Raw genomic sequence first — 22462 nt, 5'->3', positions numbered from 1 at the left:
GGCTCGTGCACCGACAACCGTACGTTTCTCCCGACTCTACCGATACCGCATGGACCGAACCCGCGTCACCGTCACGTGTGCCGACTGTTCGTTCGAGTCCGAACACGAACGGCTCCGTGACGCGCGCGTCGCCCTCGACGACCACGAGTCGGAGACGGGCCACGACGCGCGGTGGGAGATCGAGTCGCTCGCGGCCGGCGTGACGCGGGCCGGAGCCGACGCGGGCGTCTGCGGTCGACCGGAGTGTACCAACGCCGACTCGCCGCTCGTCGACCCGCCGGGGGCGGACGCGTCAGAAGGCGACGGCGGGCGGTGAGCGGCCGAACGCCCGCTATCGACCGCTCTCGACCGCGACTCGCATGTCCATCGCGAGCTGTTCGGCGCGGTCGGCGTCGGCGGACTCGGCGTAGATCCGTATCTTCGGTTCCGTGCCCGAGGGGCGTACGAGCACCCACGCGTCGCCGTAGTCGAGCCGGTAGCCGTCGGTGGTGTTCGGCTCGGCGTCGGCGGTCTCCACGTACGCCCGCGCGGCCGAGAGCATCTCGTCGCGCTCGTCGCCGTCCGCGTACTCGACGTTGAGCCGCACGAAGTGGTAGTCGGTGTAGGGAGCGATGACCTCGCTCGCGGGCGCGCCGTCCGCGGCCGCGAGCAGTTCGAGGAACCGCGCGCCGATGTACCCCCCGTCGCGGGAGAGCCGGTACGGCGGGAAGAACACCCCGCCGTTGCCCTCGCCGGCGATAGGCACGGTCGTCCCCTCGGCGTGGAGCTCGCGCGTGCGGGTGATGATGTTCGTCGCGCCGATGGGCGTGAGTTCGAGGTCGGCGTCGTGTTCCGCACAGACGTCGACGAGCCGCTGGGAGACGTTGACCGCGCTGACGACGGCGTCGCCGGGGGTGAGGCAGGCGTCCGCCATCGCCGCGAAGGAGGTGTCGCCGTCGACGAACGCGCCCGTCTCGTCGACGAAGACGGCGCGGTCGGCGTCGCCGTCGTGAGCGATCCCCACGTCGGCGTCGGAGGTCGCGACGAGCCGGGAGAGGTCGGCGAGGTGCTCTGGGACGGGCTCGGACTCCCGACCCGGGAAGTGACCGTCGGGCGTCGCGTTCACCGTCAACACGTCACAGCCGAGTTCGCGGTAGATCCGCGGGGAAGCGAGCGAGGCCGCGCCGTGGCCGGGGTCGATAGCGACCGTGAGGTCGGCGTCGGCGATGGCCTCGGCGTCGACCGCGTCGACGAGCTGATCGACGTAGTCGTCGACGACGCCCTCGACGCCCGTCGTCGCGCCGGCGGTCCGCCAGTCGGCGTGGTCGTACTCGTCGTCGAGCACGCGGCGCTCGACGCGTTCGAGCAGGTCGACGGAGAGCTCGACGCCGTCGTCGCCGACGAGCTTGATCCCGTTGAACTCCGGCGGGTTGTGCGAGGCGGTGACGAGGACGCAGGGGACCCCAGCGGACTCGCAGTAGTTCCCGACTGCGGGCGTCGGCACCACGCCGAGCCGGTCGACGTCGCAGCCGACGGCGGCGAGCCCGCTCGCGGCCGCGTTGGCGAACAGCTCGCCGGTGGTGCGGGTGTCGCGGGCGACGGCGACCCGGTCTGTGTCCCACACCGTCCCGGCCGCCTTCGCGATGTCGAGCACGAGTTCCGGGGTGAGATACCGGAGTGCGACCCCGCGAATGCCGCTGGATCCGAACAGCTCCATGGGCGAGTATGGACCACCCGACGGGAAAGCGGTTCCGAACCGGGAGAGATCGGACGTCGCGACGCGGCGGGCGAGGCGTCGCCGTGCGGTTCAAACCCCTGCCGTCCCACCCGCTCGTATGGAACGCACGCGACGCGACCTGTTGGGACGCGGTGCCCTCGCCGCGGTCGGCACGGCCGGTCTCGCCGGCTGCCTCGACTTCGCGGCCGGCGACGGCCCCCAGGGCCCAGAGGGAACGCCGGAGACGCTGACCTGTGAAGACGACGCGTTCGTCCGGCTCGATCCGCCGATCGACGGGCCGGTCGAGGGGACCGTCGTCGACGCGCCGGAGACTCGGCTGGAGCTGTCGAGCGAGGGCTCCGCGGAGACCTACGGCCAGTCGGTCCGAGTCGTGCTGCGGAACACCGGCGACGCGGCGACGACGACGCTCGGCAGGTACGCCTACGCGATCCAACGCGAGACGGACGCGGGGTGGCTCGAGGTCAGAGGGTCGACCACGGGCGAGCCGGCGGCGCTCCCGCAGGCCGAAGAGGAGTTCGGGACGACCGGCGCGTACAGCTGGGAGATACGGCTCGACGAGTCGGCGATCGCGTCGGCGGTTCCCGACCTCGACCTCGCCGTCTGCCCGCCGCTCGGCGCGGGGACACACCGGTTCGTCTACTGGGGGGCCGTCGACGCGCCGCCGATCGGCGTCGAGTTCGATCTGATCGGCTGAGTCGACCGGAGACCCAACGATCGGTTAGTACGGTGCCCACCCGGAGGGCTGTTCAACGCGGCCGCGGACGCGGAACTCCCGGTCGTCGCCGTCGACGCGCGTTTCGAGGACGACGTCGAACGGCTCGTGGAGCGTGTGGACGACCTGCTCGTCGTGGGCCGTCGAGTTGAGCACCCCGACGAAGGGCCAGCCCTCTCCGGAGGTCTGTGAGGTCAGCACGCGGGTGAACTGATAGATGCGCTCCGGATCCCAGTACATCAGGAGCTGCGAGAGCGAGTAGACGCCGACCGCGCGCTCCTTGCCGGCCGAGGACTCGACGATGTCGGTGAACTTGATCCCGATGTCCGTGAGGTTCCCGGCGCTTGCGACGTACTTCGTCGAGGGGGTGTCCGGACGCTTGTCGCCCTGCTCGTGGGTGACGCAGTCGATGACGATCACGTCGTCGCCGTCGCGACCGGTGATCGACTCGTAGTCGGCGCGGACCTTCTCCGCGGTTCGACCCGTCGAGATCACGACCGGTTCGTCGACCCAGTCCGCGAGCAGGCGGGTGAAGAGGTCGTACTTCCCGCTCATCGGCGGACCGCTGAGGAGGACGCTGTCGGCGTTCCGGACAGCGTCTGGAAGTACGCTCATTGGTGTAGGTTGGTGCGAGGGCGGGTAAAACCCTTCCGAGGATTCACTTCCGAAGCATTGACGGGAACGCGAGCGAGGACGGCGGTCCCTCCCGCGGTCGCTTCGTGAGCGACAGTTCGGTCAGCGCGCCGGGCAAGGCGGCGGAGACGGGAGCGACTCGTGGCGTGCCGCCGCCGTCGACCAAGGCGTCCCACACCGTCTGCGGGTCGGCGTCGGCGGATTCGGCCGCCGCCTCGAGCGCCTTCGTCCGCCCCTCGTCGTAGGCGAGTTCGACGAGACTCCGGTCGTACGCGCTCTCGAACGCGTCGAGCACGCGATCCAGCTCCGTCGGGCGCTCGCGGTCGATTTCGGTCGCGACACCGAGTGCGAACGCGCGCTCGACCGCCTCCTCGCGTGCGAGGTCGTCCCACTCGGTTCCGAACGTACGGTCGTACATCAGTGCGTCACCGTCGCGGCCGCGCCGACGCGAAGCCCCCCGTCGGTGAACTCGACGTCCTGGATGTCGGTGTTCACGTCGGTACCGCGCATCTTCAACACCTGTATCCCGCGGCGCATCCCCTCGTCTTCGAGGTAGTTGTGCATGAAGACGACTCCGTGTGCGAGGTAGTGCTCCTCGGAGTAGGCGCTCGGGTCGGTCATCTCGGAGATAAGGAGAGTGGTCGCGTCGGTCCGCTTCAGCGAGGAGAGTAGCTGGACCATGGTGTCCTCGTCGTCGTCGAGGAGGAACCGCAACAGCATCGTGGAGTCGAAGACGACGCGGTCGATATCGCGCGAGTTGATGAATCCGGTGAGGCGGTTCGTGACGCCGGAGTGGTCCCGGCGCTCGCCCGGGAGCCCGAAGAAGCGACGACCGTCCGACGAGAACGAATCGAGGAACGTGACGCGATCGGTGTCGAGCGCGCGGTCGAATCCGAAGTCGTACTCGCCCATGTCGCGGCGGATCCCCGCCTTGGTCTCGTGCATGCTGATATACAACACGTCCTCGCCGTTGCGAGCGCCCTGTGCCGCGAACTGCGAGCAGAACGTGGTCTTTCCGCTCCCCGGCGGACCGCTCACGACGTAGAGGCGGCTCTCCGGGAACCCGCCGTCGACGAGGTCGTCGAACCCGGGGACGCCGCTTGGTGCGCGCATATCGTGTCAGACTCGTCGGTCACCGCATAAGGATTGGCACCCGGTTCTCACCCGTGAGAACGCCGGACGGGCCTGCCGTGAGGACGGCAGCGGAGAGACCAAAACGGGACGGCCGTCCGTCGCGGCGGCGTGACTGACGCCTCACCGAAACCGCCGTGCGCGTCGACCGGGTCCGGCTTACGCCTCGACCGACTCGCCGCCCGCGTCGTCGGGTGAGGAGTCGGCGACGTCGTCGATGTCGAGGCCGTCGACGTCCGGCGAGACCCAGACGACGAACCGGTCGTCCGACTTGACGATCCCGCGGACGCCCTCGTCTTCGACGGTCGTTCCTTGGTCGACGTCTTCGGGCGCGACGTCGCGGACTTGAAACACCTCGTCGACCATCCAGCCGACGGTCCCGCCCTCGTCGATCTCGTCGTCGTCGAAGACGACGATCCGCTCGCGGGGGCCGTCCTCCTCGATGGCGAACAGCGTCTTCGGGTCGACGATCGTCGTCGTTCGCCCGCGGAGATCCATCACGCCTTCGACGTGATCGGGCGAGTTCGGGATGCGCGTGAGCTCGCCGGCGTCGACGATCTCGTCTATCACGCCGATGTCCAGACAGTACGTCCCGTCGCCCAAGCCGAACTCCAGTACCTTCGTCGGTTCGGCGTCTGCTTCCGTGGCTGCCATACGAACTCCTGCGGTGAAGCCACCAATAACCGTGTCCCCTGAATTATCAGCAGTGATTAGCGGGGGCGTGCATTTATGCTGATTCTGCGACCGCTTTTGGGTATGAGCAGGACGACGGATCGGCGGGGGAGCCGCGACGGGTCACCGCGGGTGGTGGTCGTCGACGACTCGCCGTTCATGCGCGGGTTGATCGCCGATCTCTTGACAGACGCCGGTGTCGCGGTCGTCGGCGAGGCGGGCGACGGCGCGGAGGCGCTGTCGGTGGTCGCCGAGACGGCTCCCGACGTGGTGACGATGGACGTGGAGATGCCCGGAATGGGGGGGTTAGAGGCCGTCGAACGGCTGATGGAGGAGACCCCGACGCCCGTTCTGATGCTGTCTGCACACACGGACGAGGGCGCAGAGGTGACCTTCGAGGCGCTCGAACGCGGCGCGGTCGACTTCTTCTCGAAGCCCGGCGGCGAGGTCTCGACCGGGGTCTCTCGGGAGTCAGATCGGCTCGTCGAGGCCGTCAGGTCGGTCGCGGACGCGGACCTCGCGGCGGCGACGTGGGACCGAGGCGGCTCGGCGAGCGCGTCTGCCGGGTCCGGCGGGTCGGCGTCGGCGGGCGCGTCCGCGTCGACGGGCGCGTCCGCGTCGGCGAGCGCGGCGACGACCGCACCAGCGGCGGGCCTCGACGAACCGCTGACGGTCGTGATCGGGGCGTCGACCGGCGGGCCGAACGCGGTCGAGCGCGTCATGTCGGCGCTGCCGATGGCGGACTGTCGGATCGTCATCGTCCAGCACATGCCGGAGGCGTTCACGCCGCGGTTCGCCGACCGCCTGGACGCCGCCTCGGCGTACGACGTGCGGGAGGCGAGCGACGGGGCGCGGATCGGTGCCGGCGAGGCGCTCGTCGCCCGCGGCGGGAGCCACACCCGAATCGACAGCTACCGCGCGGGTCGGCTCCGGGTCAAACTCGACGAGGACGACTCACAGTCGGTGTCGCCGGCCGCAGACGTGACGATGCGCTCTGCGGCCGAGGTCGTCGACGACCCGCTCGTCGGCGTCGTGTTGACCGGGATGGGCTCGGACGCCGCCGAGGGGATCCGCGCGATGGCCGACGCCGGCGCGCGGACGATAGCCCAGAGCGAGGACACCTGCGTCATCTACGGGATGCCGAAGCGCGCGGTGGAGTCCGGCGGCGTGGACGAGGTGCACGACCTCGACGACGTCGCCGGCGCGATCGTGGGGGGTGAGGCCTGATGGACTCACACCGCGCCGCGTTCGTCGCCGAGGCGGAAGACGGGGTCACGGACCTCAACAACGCGCTGCTCGCGCTCGAGTCCGACCCCGAGGACGCCGCGGCGATGGACGACGTGTTCCGCGTCGCACACACCCTGAAGGGGAACGCGGCGGCGATGGGGTACGAGGACGTCTCGTCGTTCGGCCACGCGCTGGAGGACCTGCTCGACGCGATCAGACAGGGCGACCGCGAGGTGACGCCCGAGGTCATGGACCTCCTCTTCGAGGGCGTCGACGCCGTCGAGGCGATGGTCGCCGAGATCGCCGACACCGGCGAGGTGACGACGGACCCGTCGGACCTCGAAGCGCGCCTCCGCGAGATGGAAGAGCACGGAACCGTCGGAGGCGAGGATGCCGATGGAGACGCCGATGCTGGAGACGCTGACGCCGGTGACGACGCGTCCGGCGAAGCGGACGAGAGCGACTCGACCGCCGAGACGAGCGAGTCCGGCGACGTCGCCGTCCCCGACCTCCCGTCGGGCGTGGCGGACCTTCCAGAGCCCGTCGTGTACGCGGACGTGACGATAGGCGAGAGCGCGATGGCGGGCGTCGACGCCACGCTCGTCGTGCAGGCGCTCGACGGGCAGTTCGACGGCTTCGTCACCGACCCCGACCCGGCCGCGCTTGAGGACGGCGAGTACGACGAGGGGTTCGACGCGTTCGTCGGCGGCGCGGCGGCCGACGTGGTCGCGGAGGGACTCGACGCGCTCACGCAGGTGGAGTCGGTGACGACTGCTCTCGTCGGAGCCGGCGAAGAGGGCGACGGGAGCGGGAGCGACGCAGCGGCCGAGACCCCGTCCGAAGCGGCCGCTGACGCCGACGGCGACGATGCCGAACCCGCCGACGGCGGGGCGGCAGACGACGAGCGCACGGACACCGTCACCGCCCTCGACGACGCGGAAGGAACGGACGACGGGGACAATGCGGACGACACGGGGAACACCGGGGACACGAAAGGCGGCGGAGACGACTCCGGCTCCGACTCCAAGTCGGGCGACGAGATCAAGTCTATCCGCGTCGACGTCGATCAGGTCGACGAGCTGTACGGGCTCGTCGAGCAGCTGGTGACGAGTCGCATCAAGCTCCGGCGAGAGCTGGAGGGGATGAACGCGCAGTCGGACGCCTTAGACGAACTCGACAAGCTCGCCTCCAGCCTGCAGGACACGGCGATGGACATGCGGCTCATCCCCTTCTCGCAGGTGTCGGACTCGTTCCCGCGGCTCGTCCGCGACATCTCTCGGGACCTCGACAAGCGGATCGACTTCGAGATCGAGGGCGACGACGTCGAACTCGACCGGACGATCCTCACGGAGATGCGCGACCCGCTCGTCCACGTCCTCCGGAACGCCGTCGACCACGGGATCGAGTCGCCGGACGAGCGCGAGGCCGCCGGGAAGGACCCGACGGGCACCGTCCGGCTCACGGCCGAGCGCGAGCGCGACCACGTCATCATCGAGGTCGCAGACGACGGCGGCGGGCTCGATCCCGACCAGCTCCGCGAGAAGGCGGTCGCCGAGGGCGTAAAGAGCCCCGAGGCGGTCGAGGCGATGGACGACGACGAGGTGTACGACCTCGTGTTCCACCCCGGCTTCTCCACCGCGGAGGAGGTCACCGACGTCTCCGGCCGCGGCGTCGGCATGGACGTCGTGCGGACGACCGCGCGCGACCTCGACGGCTCGGTCGCCGTCGAGAGCGAGCCCGGCGAGGGGACGACCGTCCGCTTCCGGCTCCCGGTGACCGTCGCCATCGTGAAGGTGATGTTCGTCGACGTCGGCGGCACCGAGTACGGGATCCCGATAAAGTCGATCGCGGAGGTCGCCCGCGCGGACGACGTGGAGGAGGTCCACGGCGACGAGATCGTGCGCCACGAGGACGACCTCTACCCCGTGATCCGACTGAACGACCGGCTCGAAGAGAGCGGGGCCGCCGCGGCCGGCTCCGGCGTGGGCGGATCGGCTCCGGGCGGATCGGCCGCGAGCGGGCCCGACGAGACCGCGACGCCGGACGGCGGGACCGTCGAGGGCGCGGACGCGCTCGACGCTTCGGAGTCCGCGGACGACGTTGGGATGCTCGTGCGGATCCGCGAGGAGACGCGACAGGTGGCGCTCCACTGCGACGCCGTGTTGGACCAGGAGGAGGTCGTCGTGAAACCGCTCGACGGGCCGCTGTCGGGGACGCCGGGGCTCAGCGGCACGGCGGTCCTCGGCGACGGCGACGTCGTTGCCGTCCTCGACGTGGTGAGCCTATGAGCAGTGAAACCCCCTTCGAGGGCGTGTTGCGGCAGATCGACGACACGGTGCCGTTCGAGCCCGGCTACTACAACGAGTCGTACCTCGACCGGCGGATCACGGCGCGGATGCGCCGCCGCGACACCGAGTCGCACGCGGAGTACGAGAGGCTGCTCCGCGACGACGACGAGGAGAGACAGGCGCTGATGGACGCGCTCACGATCAACGTGACCGAGTTCTTCCGGAACCCCGAGATGTGGGACGTGCTCCGCGAGGTGCTCCGCGAGAAGACGGACGAGAAGCGGCGCGTCCGGGTCTGGTCCGCCCCGTCGGCGGACGGACGCGAGGCGTACTCGATCGCGATGCTGGCGTGTGACGACCGCGAGATCGACGAGTCGCGCGTCGAGGTGCTCGGCTCCGACATCAGCGAAGAGGCGCTCGACAACGCCCGTGGCGGCACCTACCACACCACGAGGACGACTGACATCGCGGCGGAGCTCGAACCGCTCTCTGACCCCGACCGGTACGTCGAACAGGACGGGGACGCCTTTCAGGTCAAGCCCGCCGTCCGCCGACTCGTCGACTTCGAGACGCACGACCTGATCCGCGACGGGGCGCGCGACCCGTTCGACGTGGTGTTGTGTCGCAACCTGCTGATCTACATCGACGTCGACCACAAGGGCGCGCTGTTCGACACGCTCGAAGCGTCGCTCGCGGACGACGGCGTCCTCGTTCTCGGAATGACCGAGAGCGTCCCGCCGGACCGGTCGGACCGGTACGAACCGATCGACAAGCGACGGCGGGTGTTCGAGAGGGTCTGATGTCACTGTACCAGCACGCGCGGGACGGAAACGTCGAGCGGCTCAGGGACGCGATGGGCAGCGACAGCGCCGCGGTGCGGCGGCGTGCGGCCGAGTTCCTCGGCGAGGTCGGCGACGGGACAGAGCAGGCGACCGTCGACGTCCTGCTCCGCGCGGCGACCGACGACGAGGACGGGGAGGTCCGCGGTGCCGCGGTCGACGCGCTCGACGCGCTCGGCGACGGAGCGCTCGAACAGCTGCTCTCGGAGCTCACCGGGACGACGGGGTCCGAGGCCGAGTGGGTGACCGCGCGGAAGTTCGCCCGCGCGCTGCGGGCGGACCGCCCGGAACTGCGGATGGCCGCGGCGAACGCGCTCGGTCGACTCGACGACGCGAGCGGCCTCTCGCACCTCGTCGACGCGCTCGACGACGACGACCCTCGCGTCAGGCTCCGAGCCGCGCAGGCCTGCGGGACGTTCGCGGACCCGCGCGCCGTTCCCGGCCTCACCGCGCGGCTCGACGACGAGCCCCGCGTCAGGCGAGCCGCGGCGAACGCGCTGGGGAGCATCGGCACGGACCAGGCGCTCGCGGCGCTTTTAGACCTGCTCGACGAGCCCGACGAGTCGCTTCGGCGGATCGCGGCCGGCGCGCTCGGCAAGGCGAACAACCCCGAGCCGGTCGAACCCCTCGCGCGGGCGCTCGGCGACGAGAGCGCGGTCGTGCGCAACGCCGCGGTGTACTCGATAATCGAGCTGCTCTCGAACGTCCCGACCCAACAGAGCCACGCGGTCCGGGACCGCGTCGTCTCCGAGCTGAAGTCGGCCGACGACGAGACCGTGGTCGAGCCGTTAGTCGAGATCTTGACTGACGGCCAGCAGAGCCGACAGCGGCGGAACGCCGCGTGGATCCTCGGCCGGGTCGCGGAGCCGGAAACCGAACTCGCGGTCGAGGCGCTCGCGGAGGCGCTCGCGGACGACGACGCACAGACCGCGCAGTTCGCGGCCACGAGCCTCAAGAACCTCGGCGGGCCGATAGTCGAGGACCGGCTTCTCGACCGGATCGGGACCGAACACCCCGAAGACGCCCGTGCGAAGGCGGTGTTCGTGCTGGGGCAGGTGGGCGGACAGGAGACGCTGAACCGGCTCGAAGACCTCACCGACGACGAGAGCTCCGCGGTCAGAAAGCGGGTGTTCTCCGCGGTCTCGAAGCTCCGGGCGGGGGGTCCGTAGATGTCCGACGGCGAGTACAAGGTCACGGACACGCAGGGGCGGTTCGCGGTGGCCGTCCGCGACGGTCGCAAGATGAACGACGTCTCGTGGACGGCGGGGCGGATACTCCTCTCCAACCGACGGCTGATCTTGGCCGGCAACGACGGAAAGCGGACGATCCCGCTCTCCGACCTCCGCGGGCTCGGCGGCCGACACGACGCGAACCAGTCGGTCGCGCGCGTGTCGAACTACGTGAGCTTCGATCTGGGCGATCAGGTGTTGCTCGTCGCGGCGAGCGAACACGAGGAGTTCGAGCGCGACGTCTACCGGGCGCTTCTCGACCAGCGGACGGTGATGGCGAAACACCCGGCGATCGAGGGCGGCGTCGTGCAGGACTCGAAGTGGGAACAGGCCCGGGTGAAGATCGACGAGAACGGGCTCAACGCGGCGCTGGAAGGCGGCGCGTTCGTGAAGTTCGACCTCGACGACATCAGCGGGCTCGACGCCGCCAAACGTACCGTCAACGGCGAGAAAAAGCCCGTCATCGAGGTGTCGCACACCGACGACGAGGGGACGAGCATCGAGACGCACATCGCGGGCGACCCGAACCGGATGCGCTTCGTCGAGGCGTGGCTCCACAAGGGAGAGGAGCGAAGCTCGACGAACGTCGACCTGTCCAGTCGGGACCGAGAGGTGCTGATGGCGCTGTATTCCGGCGTTTCACCGTTCGAGATCCCGTCGTTTCTGGGGATGGACGTCGACGACGTCGAGGAGACGTTCGAGCGGCTCGTCGACCTGGAGGTGGTCGAGGAGGTGCGGGTGCGCCGCGAGGTCGCGCTCAACTCCCGCGGACGCAACATCGCCAGCGAGGCGATGAACGAGCAGTGACCGCCGTTAAGAGGCGAGCGACGCGCCGGTGACTACGAGGCGGTCGAAACGTCGGTGATCTCGAATCTCGCACCGCCGTCGGCGCTCTCGGTGACGGTGACCTCCCAGCCGTGCGCGTCGACTATCTCCTGAACGATCGAGAGTCCGAACCCCGTGCCGTCGTCCGTGCTCGTGTGTCCGGCTTCGAACACCTGCGAGCGCTCGCCCTCGGGGATACCGGGGCCGTCGTCGGCGACGTAGAAGCCGTCGTCGAGGTCGCCGACGGTGACCGTCACGCCGTCGCCCCCGTGTTCTATCGCGTTCCGAACGAGGTTCCCGAACAACTGTCGGAGCCGGCTCTCGTCGGCGTCGATCGCCTTCGCGGTCGCGATAGCGAGCGTGGCGTCTCCCGTGTCGATGGTCTCCCAGCTTCGAGAGGCGCAGGCGTCCAACTCGACCGGCTCCGTCTCGTCGACCGACCGGCCCTGCTTCGCGAGCATGAGGATGTTCTCGATCAGCTCTTGCATCCGCGTGTGCGCGTTCCGGATCGTGTCGACGTGGGGGCTGTCACACTCCGCCGCGAGGAGGTCGAGGTGGCCGGACGCGACGTTCAGCGGGCTTCTGAGGTCGTGGCTGACGACGTTGGCGAAGTCTTCGAGCTCCTCCGTCTGCCGCTCCAGCTTCCGACGGGCCTCGTTCCGGTCCGTGATGTCGATGTACGTCGCCAAGACGTCGGTCTCGTCGCCCCAGACGAGGGGCGTGGCGGTCAACAGGAACTCTCGGCTGTCGCCGGCCGCGGTCTGCCGCGTCACTTCCCTGTCGACCCGGTCGCCGTCTCGCACCTGCGCGTTTATCTCGCTCGCCTCCCGTGACGTCTCGTCGTCGACGATGAACTTGTCGAGCGACGAGCCGCCGAGTTCGCGGCCGGAGAAGCCGAACGTCTCGCGGAACGCGTCGTTCGTCTGTTTGACCACCGGATCGTCGCCGTCGAACGCCGCGAGCACGAGCGGGACGGGCACGGCGTCGAGCAGGGCGGCGAAGCGGTCGCGCTCGCGTTCGAGCTGCTCTTGATAATTCCGCAGTTCGGTGATGTCCTCGTTGACGGCGACGAACCGCGTGATCGCCCCCGACTCGTCCGTGACCGGCGAGATCGTCTGTGCGGCGACGTACCGCTCGCCGGACCGCCGCTCGTTGATAATCTCTCCCTCCCAGACGTCGCCGCCGAGGATGGTGTCCCAGAGCCGCTCGTAAAACAGGTCGTCGTGAGCCCCGGACTGGAGGATGTTCGCGTTGCTTCCCACGGCTTCGTCGGCGGGGTAGCCGGTCTGGTCTTCGAACGCCGGGTTGACGTACTCGATCCGGCCGTTCAGGTCCGTCCAGTACATCGAGTGACCTGCGCTTTCGACCGCCTCGCGGAACGCCCGCAGATCCGTGGCTGAGCCGTCCTCAGAGGCCATTACCGACCATACCCGAGGTGGTGTGTTAAATCGACCGAAAGGTGCGAGAGCGGCACGGTGAGTGTGGGAGCCGTAGACCGAGACGCCGATTTAAGTTCACCCGGCGACGAACACGGCCATGACACTCGCGCGGACGGCCTCCCTCGGCGAGGACGCACCGGTCGGGCACACGAGACGAACCGACCGGCGTGAGAGGAGACGCGAGCGGACGGTGCAGTTCCCGTCGTCCGACGGAGCCGAGGTGATCTAGGTGGGGACGCGGCGGATCGGCGTCGACGTCGGGGGGACGTTCACGGACGTGGCGCTGTCGCTCGACGGCGGACTCGTCACCGCGAAGGTCCCGACCACCGCGGACCAGAGCGAGGGCGTGATCGCCGGGATACGGACGGCCTGCGCGGAGGCGGGCGTCGACCCGGAGAGCGTAGGGGAGTTCTCGCACGCGATGACCGTCTCCGTCAACGCGCTCCTCGAAGGCGACGGCGCGCGGACGGCGCTCGTCACCACGGAGGGGTTCAGGGACGTCCTGGAGATCGGTCGGCAGGACCGGCCGTCGCTGTACGACCTCGACGCCGAGAAGCCGACGCCGCTCGTTCCCAGACGTCGCCGGTTCGAGGTGGACGAGCGGGCGACGGCGGACGGGGTCGAGCGGCCGGTCGACGGCGACGAGGTTCGCGCGCTCGCCGCGGAGATACGCGAGACCGACGCCGAGTCGGTCGCCGTCTCGCTGCTGCACGCGTACGCGCACCCCGAGAACGAGCGGCGGGTCGCGGAGGTTCTCCGATCGGCACTCGACGTGCCCGTGTCGGCCTCACACGAGGTGCTCGCCGAGTTCCGCGAGTACGAGCGGACCTCGACGACGGTCGTCGACGCGTACGTGCGGCCGGCGATCGACCGCTACGTCGGCCGGCTCACGGAGCGCGCGAAAGCGCTCGGCCTGCCGCGGCCGCGGATCATGCAGGCGAACGGCGGGATCACGGACGCCGAAACCGTCAGGCGGAACGCGGTCACGACCGTGCTCTCGGGACCCGCGGCGGGCGTCGTCGGCGCGAGCGCGATGGCGGCCGGCGAGCGCGACGGGGGCGGGCCGGGCCGAGCCGACGAGCGCGCGGGGCTCGTCACCCTCGACATGGGCGGCACGTCGAGCGACGTGAGTCTCGTCCGCGACGGCGACGTCGAGCGGACGACGGCGGGGTCGATCGCCGACCGACCGATCGGGACGCCGATGGTCGACGTCGAGACCGTCGGGGCCGGCGGGGGGTCGATCGCGTGGGTCGACGCCGGCGGAGCGCTCCGCATCGGCCCGCGCTCGGCCGGGAGCGACCCCGGTCCCGCCTGCTACGGAAACGGGGGAACGGAGCCGACCGTCACCGACGCGAACCTCGTGTTGGGCTACATCGGGGAGGACGCCAGCCTCGGCGGCGAACTGTCGCTCGACGCGGACGCCGCCCGCGACGCGCTCTCGGCCCTCGCCGACGAGGCGGGACTGGCCGGCCCGTCGGCCGCCGCTCGCGGGGTCTATCGCGTCGCCACCGCGAACATGACCCGGGCGATCCGCTCCGTGACCGTCGAGCGGGGACACGATCCGCGGGCGTTCGACCTCGTCGCGTTCGGCGGTGCGGGACCGATGCACGCGCTCGCGATCGCGGACGACCTCGACGTCGGGCGGGTCGTGATCCCGCGCGCGTCGGGCGTCTTGTCGGCGTACGGCCTGCTCGCCGCAGACGAGAAGCGCGACGCGGTTCGGACGTATCAGCGCCCGCTCGCCGAAGCCGATCCCGCAGACGTCGACGCCGTGTACGAGGACCTGAGCGCGGAGGTGCTCGCGGAGGTCAGCGACCGCGACGCGGCGAGCCTGCGTCACGCCGCGGACCTCAGGTACGCCGGTCAGAGCTTCGAGCTCACCGTGGACGTCGAGCCGCCGTTCGACGGCGAGGCCGTCCGCGAGCGGTTCGCGACGGCTCACGAGTCCGCGTACGGCTACCGCGCCGACGAGCCGGTCGAGCTGGTGAACTGCCGGGTGACGGCCGCGGTCGCGCGGGACGCGCCGCCGGTCGCGTACGCGGCCGACGGCGACCCGCTGACCGGCGCTCGCGAGGCGGCGTTCGAGGGCGAGGTCCGCGAGACGCCGGTGTACGACCGGGGTCGGCTGTCGCCGCGGGGCGGAGGCGGGTCGTCGGCCGCGTCCCGGTCGCCGATCGAGGGGCCCGCGGTCGTCGAGGGCGACGAGAGCACGGTCGTGGTCCCGCCGGGGTGGGACGTGGCGGTGCGCGGGGACGGCGCGCTGATCGCGGAGGTGAGCGACGCGTGAGCGACGTCGACCCGGTGACCCTCGAGATACTCCGGAACCAACTGGAAGGCGTCGCGACCGAGATGGGCCACGTGCTCATCCGGGGCGCGCACTCGCCGAACATCAAGGAGCGGCAGGACTGCTCGACGGCGCTTTTCGACGCGACCGGGCAGATGGTCGCGCAGGCGGAACACATCCCGGTCCACCTCGGCGCGATGCCGGACGCGGTCGACGCCGTCCTCGAAAAGGACCCGAAGCCGGGCGACGTCTTCGTCCTCAACGACCCGTTCTCCGGCGGGACGCACCTCCCGGACATCACGCTGGTCTCGACGATCGCACCCCGCGGCGAGGTGATCGGGTTCGCGGTGTCGCGGGCGCACCACGCCGACGTGGGCGGCAGCGCGCCGGGAAGCATGCCTCCGGGCGCACGGGAGATATACGAGGAGGGATTACGGCTGCCCGCGGTCCGGCTCGTCGACGGCGGCGAGCCGAACGAGGCGGTCCGGGACCTGATCCGCGCCAACGTCCGGACGCCCGACGAGCGCGCGGCCGACCTCCGGGCGCAGCGCGCCGCGAACGACCGCGCCGAAGAGCGGGTCGGCGAGCTGCTCGACGACCACGGCCCGACGCTTCTCGACGCGTTCGACGCCGTGATCGACTACTCCCGCGAGCGCGTCGAAGCCGAGGTCGCGGCGCTCCCGGACGGGACGTACCGCGCGCGAGACGTCCTCGAAGGCGACGGGGTGACGGACGACGAGGTGCCGATCGCGGTGACCGTCACCGTCGACGGGACCGCGCTCGACGTCGACTTCGCCGGAACCGCGGATCAGGTCGCGGGCAACCTCAACGCGCCGCTGTCCGTCGCGAAGAGCGCGGTCTACTTCGTCGTTCGCGCGGTGACCGATCCGGACATCCCGCCGAACCACGGGTGTTACGAGCCGGTGTCGGTGTCGGTTCCCGAGGGGTCCGTCCTCGACCCGGACCCGCCGGCCGCGGTCGTCGGCGGCAACGTCGAGACCAGCCAGCGCGTCATGGACGTGACGCTCGCGGCGCTGGCCGCGGCCGTTCCGGACGCGATACCGGCCGCCGGACAGGGGACGATGAACAACCTCATCGTCGGCGACCGCGCCGGGTCGTTCGCCTACTACGAGACGATCGGCGGCGGCTTCGGCGCTCGCCCCGACAGGGACGGTATGGACGGCGTGCAGGTCGGGATGACCAACACGCTCAACACGCCCGTCGAGGCGTTAGAGACCGAGTACCCGCTCCGGGTCGAACGGTACGCGCTGCGTCCGGGAAGCGGCGGCGACGGCCGACACCGCGGCGGGCTGGGGCTCGAACGGACCGTCACCGTCGAGACCGACGCAACCGTGTCGCTGCTGACGGAGCGGCGACGGACCGCCCCCGCTGGGCTCGACGGCGGCGAGGACGGAGCCACGGGGACGAACCTCGTCGACGGCGAGCCCGTGCCCGCGAAGGCCTCGATCGACGTCGCGGCCGGAACGACCGTCTCGGTCCGGACGCCCGGCGGCGGCGGACACGGCGACCCGGACGAGCGCGACCCGGCGGCGCGGGCGCGAGACCGGCGCGACGGAAAGGTCGGTGACCGACGCGACGAGAAGGGTGGGGATCGGGGCGACGAGAAGGTCGGTGACCGGCGCGACGGCGACGCAGACGGCCGGTGAGAGCCCGGCACGAGTGCGGGTGACGTGCAGGCGTCGGGTCGGGACGCCGCGCCGCCGGCGGCGCTCCGAGGCGACCGAGGTGGATTTTTATCTCCGCCCTCGAATCACCGTCCATGCCCGAACTCACGCGCCGCGGCTGGCTCCGCGCCGCCGGCGGCGTCGGCCTCGCGGGACTCGCCGGCTGTAGCGCCCTCCGAGACACCGCGTCGCCCGGCGACGACCCCGCCGACGGGACCGACGAGCGCGGCGACGGGATCGACCTGTCGAGCCGCCCCGAGTCGCCAGACGGACTCACGACGCAGTTCCGGCAGGGGCTGCGGAACTCGGGGTCCGTCGACGCGACGATACCGGACAGCGTCGAGGTCGACTGGGCCGTCCCGACCAACCTCGGCGACCACACCGCCTCGAAGGGGAGCCCGATACGGGCACCGAGCGGCGCGATCCTCATCGCCGACGACACGGGTCGGATCCGGTCGCTCTCCCCGTCCGGCGAGACGAACTGGTCGACCTCGATCTCCGACGACGACCGCGGCAGCCACGGGACGCCCGCGATCGCCGATGGAACGGCGTACGTGGGCACCTACGACGGGGTCGTCTCGGCGGTGACGGTCGACGGCGGCGAGATCGACTGGCAGACCGAGGTCGGCGACGCCGCCGCCGCCAGCCCGACCTACTACGAGGGGAAGCTGTACGTCGCCGTCGAGCACGCGACGCCGAGCGGGAGCGTCGTCGTGATGGACGCCGAGAGCGGCGAGATCGAGTGGCGCGACCGCCGGCCGACCGACCACCCGCACTCGACGGTCGCGGTCGACGTGGAGCGCGATCGGTTCCTGTTCGGCTCGAACGACGGCTACTGTTACGCGTGGTCGCTCTCGGACCGCGAGCGCATGTGGCGGTACGACACCGGCGGCGACTCGAAGGCCCCGATAGCGATCAGCCGCGGGGTCGCCGTCGTCCCGTCGTGGGCGGAGACGATCACCGGGGTCGACGTCGAGGACGGTTCGCGTATCTGGGAGTTCGAGACCGAGGACATGGTCATGTGCGCGCCCGCGGTCCGCGACGGCACGGTGTACGTCGGCAGCCACGACACCAACTGTTACGCGATCGACCTCGCGACCGGCGAGGAGGTGTGGTCGACGCCCACGGGCGGCTGGATCACCGGGAGCGTAGTCGCGACTGCGGACCACGTCCTCGTCGGCTCGTACGACGCGAACCTCTACGCGCTCGACCGCGAGGACGGCTCGGTCACGTGGTCGATCGAGGGGCGCGGCGAAGTGACGAGCGCGCCGCTCGTCACCGACGACGGGATCTACTACGCGGAACGCGCGCCAGAGGATTCGGACGAGGCCGGGATGTGCTACAAGCTCGTCGAGGCCTGAGCGCTCGCCGCCGGACCGAAACGACACGAACGTCCACCCGAAACGGAGGGTCCGAAACGGTTTTGCCGGGCCCTGACGGACGGTCGATATGCCAACGGATCCTGACACAGGGTACGACCCGTCTCTGGGTCGGAAGTTCGTGTTCGTCACCGGCGGCGTCATGTCCGGGCTGGGTAAGGGGATCACCGCCGCCAGCACCGGGCGACTGCTCGCGAACGCCGGTTTCGACGTCACCGCGGTGAAGGTGGACCCCTACCTCAACGTCGACGCCGGGACGATGAACCCGTACGAGCACGGCGAGGTGTACGTCCTCAAAGACGGCGGCGAGGTCGACCTCGATCTGGGCAACTACGAGCGCTTCCTCGGCACCGACATGACGTTCGACCACAACGTCACCACGGGGAAGACCTACCAGCACGTCATCGAGCGCGAGCGCGCCGGCGACTACCTCGGCAAGACCGTCCAGATCATCCCGCACGTCACGGACGACATCAAGCGGCGAATCCGCGAGGCAGCCGAGGGGAGCGACGTCTGTCTCATCGAGATCGGCGGCACCGTCGGCGACATCGAGTCGATGCCCTTCCTCGAAGCCCTCCGCCAGTTCGCCCACGAGGAGGACGACGAGGACATCCTCTTTACCCACGTCACCTTAGTTCCCTACTCGAAGAACGGCGAGCAGAAGACGAAGCCGACACAGCACTCGGTGAAGGAGCTGCGCTCGATCGGCCTCCAGCCGGACATCTTGGTCGGCCGCTCCGAGGACCGGCTCGACCCGGAGACGAAAGAGAAGATCGCCCTGTTCTGTGACGTGCCCACCGCCGCTGTCTTCTCGAACCCCGACGTCGAGGACATCTACCACGTCCCGCTGATGGTCGAAGACGAGGGGTTAGACGAGTACGTGATGGAGCGGCTCGGCATCGCCGACGAGGCGCTGCCGAAGGCCGACCGCTCGACGGAGTGGAGAGAGCTCGTCACCCGCGACCGCGACCGCGAGGTCGACGTGGCGCTCGTCGGCAAGTACGCCTTGGAGGACGCGTACATGTCCATCCACGAGGCGCTGAAACACGCCGGTATCCAGACGGAGACGGAGGTGAACGTGCTGTGGGTCGACGCCGACGAGACGCGGGCGGAACACGAAAAGCGGCTCGCGAGCGCGGACGCCGTCGTCGTCCCCGGCGGCTTCGGCTCCCGCGGCACGGACGGGAAGATCGAGGCCGTCCGGTACGCCCGCGAAAACGACGTGCCCTTCCTCGGGCTCTGTTTGGGCTTTCAGATGGCGGTCGTCGAGCACGCGCGCAACGTGCTCGGGCTGGAGGGCGCACACTCCGCGGAGATCGACCCCGACACCCCGCACCCGGTCATCGATCTGCTCCCCGAGCAGTACGAGACGGAGGACATGGGCGGGACGATGCGGCTCGGCGCACACGAGACCGCCATCGAGCCCGACACGCTCGCGGCGCGAGTGTACGACGCGGACTCCTGTACCGAGCGCCACCGCCACCGGTACGAGGTGAACCCCGAGTACATCGACGACCTGGAGACCGAGGGACTCGTCTTCTCCGGGCGCGCCGACAACCGGATGGAGATCGTCGAGCGTGACGACCACCCGTTCTTCTTCGGGACGCAGGCGCACCCCGAGTTCCGGTCGCGGCCGGACCGCGCGAGCCCGCCGTTCGTCTCCCTCGTCGAGGCCGCGCTGGGATCGACGGACACAACAGAGCGGAACGCGGACGTGAGGCTATAGATGGTCGAGACGGAGGAGTTCATCGCGGAGGCGAAAGCGGAGATCCGAGAGGCGATCGGCGACGCGAACGCCGTGATCGCCCTGTCGGGCGGCGTCGACTCGTCGGTCGCGGCGACGCTCGCGTACGAGGCGGTCGGCGACCAGCTCACGCCGGTGTACGTCGACACCGGACTGATGCGAAAGGGCGAGACCGCGGAGATCCGCGACACGTTCTCCTTTATGGAGTCGCTGCGGGTCATCGAGGCGCAAGACCGCTTCTTCGAGCGGCTCGACGGGGTCACCGACCCGGAGGAGAAACGCCACGTCATCGGCGAGGGGTTCATCGACGAGTTCGAGACGGTCGCGCGCGACGTCGACGCCGACTACCTCGTGCAGGGGACGATCTACCCCGACCGCATCGAGTCGGAGGGGAACATCAAATCGCACCACAACGTCGGCGGCCTCCCCGAAGTCGTCGACTTCGAGGGGATCGTCGAGCCGGTGCGTGACCTCTACAAGGACGAGGTACGCGAGGTCGCCCGCGCGCTCGGGCTCGAAGAGATAATCTCCGAGCGCATGCCGTTCCCCGGACCGGGGCTCGCCGTCCGGATCGTCGGCGAGGTCACACCGGAGAAGGCCGCCGTCGCCCGCGAGGCGACCCACGTCGTCGAGGAGGAACTGGAGGAGTACGACCCGTGGCAGGCGTTCGCCGCCGTTCTCGGGAAGGCCACGGGAGTCAAGGGCGACAACCGCGTCCACGGCTGGGTCGTCGCCGTGCGCTCGGTGGAGAGCCGAGACGGGATGACCGCCCGCGCACAGGAGATCGACTGGAGCACGCTCCAGCGCATCCAGAGCCGGATCACGGGCGAAAACGAGAACGTCGCGCGCGTCGTCTACGACGTGACGCACAAGCCCCCGGCGACGATCGAGTACGAGTGATGGCGGGGACCCCCGCCCGGTCCGACGGCGGCCGCGACGGCGACCGGATCGCCGTCGTCGCCGGCCCGGACGCACACGGGCTCGGTGACGAGCTGGCCGCCCTCGGCGTGACGGTCCGCCGGATCGAGGGGCTCGTCACCGCCGAGACGCTCCGCGACGCCGGGATCGGCGAGGCCGCGTACGTCGTCTTGACCGACGTCGAGGAGGCGACCGGCATCCCGATCGCCAAAGAGATCAACCCCGACGTCCTCGCCGTGACGTACGCCGAGCGGTCGCTACCGGAGTTCGTCGCCGGTGTCGCCGACCTCGCCGTCGACCCGGCGCTCATGGACGCAGAAATGGTCGCCGAGGAACTGACGCACGACGCGGCCGCAGACGACTCGTAGCCGGCCGGGGTCGTCACTTACGGTTTCGCTTCTCTCCTTACTCCCCGTCCGCGTCCGCGAGAAACTCCACGTCGCCGGCGATCACCGCGCTCGCTATCACTCCCACGCCGATCAGGAGCGCGACGACGCTGGTCGTCACCGCCACCGAGAGCGCGCTTCCGCCGACGGCGACGCCCACGAACGCACCGACGGCACCCCCGACGCCGCCCGCGATGATCGCGAGCGTCTGCGCCTCGCTCATAGCTGTAACTGTGCCAACATCCGGTATAAACGTTCGCGTCAGGTTCTCTCCGGTGATAACGGGTCCCGTCCGCGGACCGCCCGATCCTCAGCGCGGGTACGTCCGACCGACGTCGAGGTCGTCAGAACCGTCCGCGGTGTCGGTGCCTGCGTCCTCCTCGTCGTCGCCGGGCGATACGTCCTCGTCACCGTCCGCGTTTCCGCCCGGACTCACGCTCCCGGTCCGGTAGCCGGCCATGTCGAGGGTGACGTACTCGAAGCCGACGTCGGTGAGGTGCTCGTGGACGGCCTCGGCGAAGGCGGGATCGAGCGCGCGCTCCAGTTCGTCGGGCACGATCTCGACGCGCGCGAGGCCGTCGTGGTCGCGCACGCGGAACCCCTCGAAGCCCCACTCGCGGAGCACCCGTTCAGCCTTCTCCACGCGGGTCAACCGCGCCTCGGTCACCTCCAGCCCGGTCGGGATCCGCGAGGAGAGACAGGCCATCGAGGGCTTATCCGCGACCGACAGGCCGTACGCGTCGGCGATTTCTCTGACCTCCGCCTTCGTGACGTCCGCGTCGAGAAGCGGCGAGAACACGTCCAGCTCCTCGACCGCTCGCAGCCCGGGGCGGTGTCCCTCGCCCGGGTCGTCCGCGTTGGTGCCGTCACAGACGGTGTCGATGCCGAGGTCCTTGGCCGTCTCGTACATCCGCCCGAGCCGCATCGTCCGGCAGTGGTAACACCGATCGCCGTCGTTGGCGACGAAGTTCGGGTCGTCGAGCTCGGAGAAGGTCACCGTCTCGTGGCGGATACCGATCTCCCCAGCGACGCGCTCCGCGTCCTCCAGCTCCGCGGCCGGAAGCGTCTCGCTTCGGGCGGTACAGGCGACGGCGTCGTCGCCGAGGGCCTCGCGAGCGAGCGCCGCGACGACCGCGGAGTCGACGCCGCCGGAGAAGGCGACGAGGACCCCGTCGCGGGCGGCGAGCGCGTCGCGGGCGGCCGCCGCCTTCGCCGCCGTCTCCGACGGGAGGTCGTCGCCGGCGGCGAGGGTGTGCTGACTCATGACCCCCGGTTCGCGGGCGGCGGGAAAAAACGCGTCGGCCGCGGAGGCGGACGCGGACCGGCCCCGGCGGGGCGCGTCGAGCGCGCCGCC

22 protein-coding genes are annotated in these 22462 nt (G+C 70.2%); 14 read left to right on the top strand and 8 right to left on the bottom strand.

All coding sequences use genetic code 11. The features are described from left to right. Nucleotides 1-49: 49 nt before the first annotated feature. The gene (locus NO930_RS01800) at nucleotides 50-316 is read left to right on the top strand and encodes a DUF7542 family protein (RefSeq protein WP_137783132.1); all 267 of its coding nucleotides are present in this window, start codon (nucleotides 50-52) and stop codon (nucleotides 314-316) included. A gap of 15 nt (nucleotides 317-331) precedes the next feature. Here the strand turns inward: NO930_RS01800 and glmM are convergent, their stop codons facing one another. Then, entirely contained in the window at nucleotides 332-1696 is a 1365-nt protein-coding gene (glmM, locus tag NO930_RS01795) for a phosphoglucosamine mutase (RefSeq protein ID WP_256402286.1), read from the bottom strand. Nucleotides 1697-1814: 118 nt separating this feature from the next. Between glmM and NO930_RS01790 the strand changes: the two genes are divergently transcribed. Further along, the gene (locus NO930_RS01790) at nucleotides 1815-2411 is read left to right on the top strand and encodes a hypothetical protein (RefSeq protein ID WP_137783130.1); all 597 of its coding nucleotides are present in this window, start codon (nucleotides 1815-1817) and stop codon (nucleotides 2409-2411) included. Between the two features lie 24 nt (nucleotides 2412-2435). Here the strand turns inward: NO930_RS01790 and NO930_RS01785 are convergent, their stop codons facing one another. The 4 genes from NO930_RS01785 to NO930_RS01770 all read right to left on the bottom strand — a co-directional run bounded on the left by NO930_RS01785 (nucleotide 2436) and on the right by NO930_RS01770 (nucleotide 4847). After that, entirely contained in the window at nucleotides 2436-3044 is a 609-nt protein-coding gene (locus NO930_RS01785; RefSeq protein ID WP_137783129.1) for a DUF7504 family protein, read from the bottom strand. 43 nt (nucleotides 3045-3087) lie between these two features. Then, on the bottom strand, nucleotides 3088-3480 hold the full coding sequence (locus tag NO930_RS01780) for a DUF8057 family protein (RefSeq protein WP_137783128.1): 393 nt from the start codon (nucleotides 3478-3480) through the stop codon (nucleotides 3088-3090). Then, complete coding sequence (locus NO930_RS01775; protein WP_137783127.1) at nucleotides 3480-4175, bottom strand: RAD55 family ATPase; 696 nt, start codon at nucleotides 4173-4175, stop codon at nucleotides 3480-3482. Before NO930_RS01775 ends, NO930_RS01780 begins: the two co-directional genes overlap by 1 nt. Before the next feature lie 177 nt (nucleotides 4176-4352). Further along, nucleotides 4353-4847 (bottom strand): chemotaxis protein CheW, encoded by a 495-nt coding sequence (locus NO930_RS01770; protein WP_137783126.1) that lies wholly within the window; start codon nucleotides 4845-4847, stop codon nucleotides 4353-4355. 102 nt (nucleotides 4848-4949) lie between these two features. Between NO930_RS01770 and cheB the strand changes: the two genes are divergently transcribed. The 5 genes from cheB to NO930_RS01745 are packed head-to-tail and all read left to right on the top strand — an operon-like array spanning nucleotide 4950 to nucleotide 11255. After that, nucleotides 4950-6092 (top strand): chemotaxis-specific protein-glutamate methyltransferase CheB, encoded by a 1143-nt coding sequence (gene cheB, locus NO930_RS01765; protein ID WP_256402285.1) that lies wholly within the window; start codon nucleotides 4950-4952, stop codon nucleotides 6090-6092. Next, nucleotides 6092-8380, top strand: a complete 2289-nt coding sequence (locus NO930_RS01760) for a chemotaxis protein CheA (RefSeq protein WP_256402284.1) — start codon at nucleotides 6092-6094, stop codon at nucleotides 8378-8380. The genes cheB and NO930_RS01760 overlap by 1 nt, the downstream gene beginning before the upstream one ends. Further along, nucleotides 8377-9180 (top strand): CheR family methyltransferase, encoded by an 804-nt coding sequence (locus NO930_RS01755; protein WP_137783162.1) that lies wholly within the window; start codon nucleotides 8377-8379, stop codon nucleotides 9178-9180. Before NO930_RS01760 ends, NO930_RS01755 begins: the two co-directional genes overlap by 4 nt. Beyond that, on the top strand, nucleotides 9180-10388 hold the full coding sequence (locus NO930_RS01750; protein WP_137783161.1) for a HEAT repeat domain-containing protein: 1209 nt from the start codon (nucleotides 9180-9182) through the stop codon (nucleotides 10386-10388). The genes NO930_RS01755 and NO930_RS01750 overlap by 1 nt, the downstream gene beginning before the upstream one ends. After that, on the top strand, nucleotides 10389-11255 hold the full coding sequence (locus NO930_RS01745; protein WP_256402283.1) for a CheF family chemotaxis protein: 867 nt from the start codon (nucleotides 10389-10391) through the stop codon (nucleotides 11253-11255). It abuts the gene before it with no gap. A gap of 32 nt (nucleotides 11256-11287) precedes the next feature. On the opposite strand, the gene NO930_RS01740 is transcribed toward NO930_RS01745, so the two are convergent. Further along, a complete protein-coding gene (locus NO930_RS01740) occupies nucleotides 11288-12691 on the bottom strand; it encodes a PAS domain S-box protein (RefSeq protein ID WP_256402282.1) in 1404 nt (467 codons plus the stop codon). 118 nt (nucleotides 12692-12809) lie between these two features. Here NO930_RS01740 and NO930_RS01735 point away from each other — a divergent pair, with 118 nt between their 5' ends. From NO930_RS01735 to NO930_RS01705, 7 genes are all read left to right on the top strand, one after another. After that, nucleotides 12810-12941, top strand: coding sequence for a hypothetical protein (locus tag NO930_RS01735; RefSeq protein WP_255511560.1), 132 nt, complete (start codon nucleotides 12810-12812; stop codon nucleotides 12939-12941). Further along, on the top strand, nucleotides 12942-14999 hold the full coding sequence (locus NO930_RS01730; protein WP_256402281.1) for a hydantoinase/oxoprolinase family protein: 2058 nt from the start codon (nucleotides 12942-12944) through the stop codon (nucleotides 14997-14999). It abuts the gene before it with no gap. Further along, on the top strand, nucleotides 14996-16663 hold the full coding sequence (locus NO930_RS01725; protein WP_256402280.1) for a hydantoinase B/oxoprolinase family protein: 1668 nt from the start codon (nucleotides 14996-14998) through the stop codon (nucleotides 16661-16663). Before NO930_RS01730 ends, NO930_RS01725 begins: the two co-directional genes overlap by 4 nt. 113 nt (nucleotides 16664-16776) lie before the next feature. Beyond that, nucleotides 16777-18042 (top strand): outer membrane protein assembly factor BamB family protein, encoded by a 1266-nt coding sequence (locus NO930_RS01720; RefSeq protein ID WP_256402279.1) that lies wholly within the window; start codon nucleotides 16777-16779, stop codon nucleotides 18040-18042. Nucleotides 18043-18130: 88 nt separating this feature from the next. Continuing rightward, on the top strand, nucleotides 18131-19786 hold the full coding sequence (gene pyrG / locus NO930_RS01715; RefSeq protein WP_256402278.1) for a CTP synthase: 1656 nt from the start codon (nucleotides 18131-18133) through the stop codon (nucleotides 19784-19786). Next, the gene (gene guaA, locus NO930_RS01710; RefSeq protein ID WP_137783368.1) at nucleotides 19787-20704 is read left to right on the top strand and encodes a glutamine-hydrolyzing GMP synthase; all 918 of its coding nucleotides are present in this window, start codon (nucleotides 19787-19789) and stop codon (nucleotides 20702-20704) included. Next, nucleotides 20704-21090, top strand: a complete 387-nt coding sequence (locus tag NO930_RS01705; RefSeq protein ID WP_137783367.1) for a DUF7126 family protein — start codon at nucleotides 20704-20706, stop codon at nucleotides 21088-21090. The genes guaA and NO930_RS01705 overlap by 1 nt, the downstream gene beginning before the upstream one ends. Nucleotides 21091-21127: 37 nt before the next feature. On the opposite strand, the gene NO930_RS01700 is transcribed toward NO930_RS01705, so the two are convergent. Continuing rightward, nucleotides 21128-21331: a hypothetical protein gene (locus NO930_RS01700; protein WP_137783366.1), complete on the bottom strand. Its 204-nt coding sequence runs from the start codon at nucleotides 21329-21331 to the stop codon at nucleotides 21128-21130. 87 nt (nucleotides 21332-21418) lie between these two features. Beyond that, entirely contained in the window at nucleotides 21419-22372 is a 954-nt protein-coding gene (gene larE, locus NO930_RS01695; RefSeq protein WP_256402277.1) for an ATP-dependent sacrificial sulfur transferase LarE, read from the bottom strand. Nucleotides 22373-22462: the final 90 nt, after the last annotated feature.

It is taken from the genome of Halorubrum salinum (genome assembly GCF_024494575.1).
Classification (GTDB): domain Archaea; phylum Halobacteriota; class Halobacteria; order Halobacteriales; family Haloferacaceae; genus Halorubrum; species Halorubrum salinum.
This window is presented reverse-complemented; position numbering and strand designations above follow the sequence as displayed.

What these genes read in the sequence shown, in the direction of transcription:
- NO930_RS01800 (WP_137783132.1), top strand. Translation starts at nt 50, where the DNA reads ATGGACCGAACCCGCGTCACCGTCACGTGTGCCGACTGTTCGTTCGAG.
- glmM (WP_256402286.1), bottom strand. Translation starts at nt 1,696, where the DNA reads ATGGAGCTGTTCGGATCCAGCGGCATTCGCGGGGTCGCACTCCGGTAT.
- NO930_RS01790 (WP_137783130.1), top strand. Translation starts at nt 1,815, where the DNA reads ATGGAACGCACGCGACGCGACCTGTTGGGACGCGGTGCCCTCGCCGCG.
- NO930_RS01785 (WP_137783129.1), bottom strand. Translation starts at nt 3,044, where the DNA reads ATGAGCGTACTTCCAGACGCTGTCCGGAACGCCGACAGCGTCCTCCTC.
- NO930_RS01780 (WP_137783128.1), bottom strand. Translation starts at nt 3,480, where the DNA reads ATGTACGACCGTACGTTCGGAACCGAGTGGGACGACCTCGCACGCGAG.
- NO930_RS01775 (WP_137783127.1), bottom strand. Translation starts at nt 4,175, where the DNA reads ATGCGCGCACCAAGCGGCGTCCCCGGGTTCGACGACCTCGTCGACGGC.
- NO930_RS01770 (WP_137783126.1), bottom strand. Translation starts at nt 4,847, where the DNA reads ATGGCAGCCACGGAAGCAGACGCCGAACCGACGAAGGTACTGGAGTTC.
- cheB (WP_256402285.1), top strand. Translation starts at nt 4,950, where the DNA reads ATGAGCAGGACGACGGATCGGCGGGGGAGCCGCGACGGGTCACCGCGG.
- NO930_RS01760 (WP_256402284.1), top strand. Translation starts at nt 6,092, where the DNA reads ATGGACTCACACCGCGCCGCGTTCGTCGCCGAGGCGGAAGACGGGGTC.
- NO930_RS01755 (WP_137783162.1), top strand. Translation starts at nt 8,377, where the DNA reads ATGAGCAGTGAAACCCCCTTCGAGGGCGTGTTGCGGCAGATCGACGAC.
- NO930_RS01750 (WP_137783161.1), top strand. Translation starts at nt 9,180, where the DNA reads ATGTCACTGTACCAGCACGCGCGGGACGGAAACGTCGAGCGGCTCAGG.
- NO930_RS01745 (WP_256402283.1), top strand. Translation starts at nt 10,389, where the DNA reads ATGTCCGACGGCGAGTACAAGGTCACGGACACGCAGGGGCGGTTCGCG.
- NO930_RS01740 (WP_256402282.1), bottom strand. Translation starts at nt 12,691, where the DNA reads ATGGCCTCTGAGGACGGCTCAGCCACGGATCTGCGGGCGTTCCGCGAG.
- NO930_RS01735 (WP_255511560.1), top strand. Translation starts at nt 12,810, where the DNA reads ATGACACTCGCGCGGACGGCCTCCCTCGGCGAGGACGCACCGGTCGGG.
- NO930_RS01720 (WP_256402279.1), top strand. Translation starts at nt 16,777, where the DNA reads ATGCCCGAACTCACGCGCCGCGGCTGGCTCCGCGCCGCCGGCGGCGTC.
- pyrG (WP_256402278.1), top strand. Translation starts at nt 18,131, where the DNA reads ATGCCAACGGATCCTGACACAGGGTACGACCCGTCTCTGGGTCGGAAG.
- guaA (WP_137783368.1), top strand. Translation starts at nt 19,787, where the DNA reads ATGGTCGAGACGGAGGAGTTCATCGCGGAGGCGAAAGCGGAGATCCGA.
- NO930_RS01705 (WP_137783367.1), top strand. Translation starts at nt 20,704, where the DNA reads ATGGCGGGGACCCCCGCCCGGTCCGACGGCGGCCGCGACGGCGACCGG.
- NO930_RS01700 (WP_137783366.1), bottom strand. Translation starts at nt 21,331, where the DNA reads ATGAGCGAGGCGCAGACGCTCGCGATCATCGCGGGCGGCGTCGGGGGT.
- larE (WP_256402277.1), bottom strand. Translation starts at nt 22,372, where the DNA reads ATGAGTCAGCACACCCTCGCCGCCGGCGACGACCTCCCGTCGGAGACG.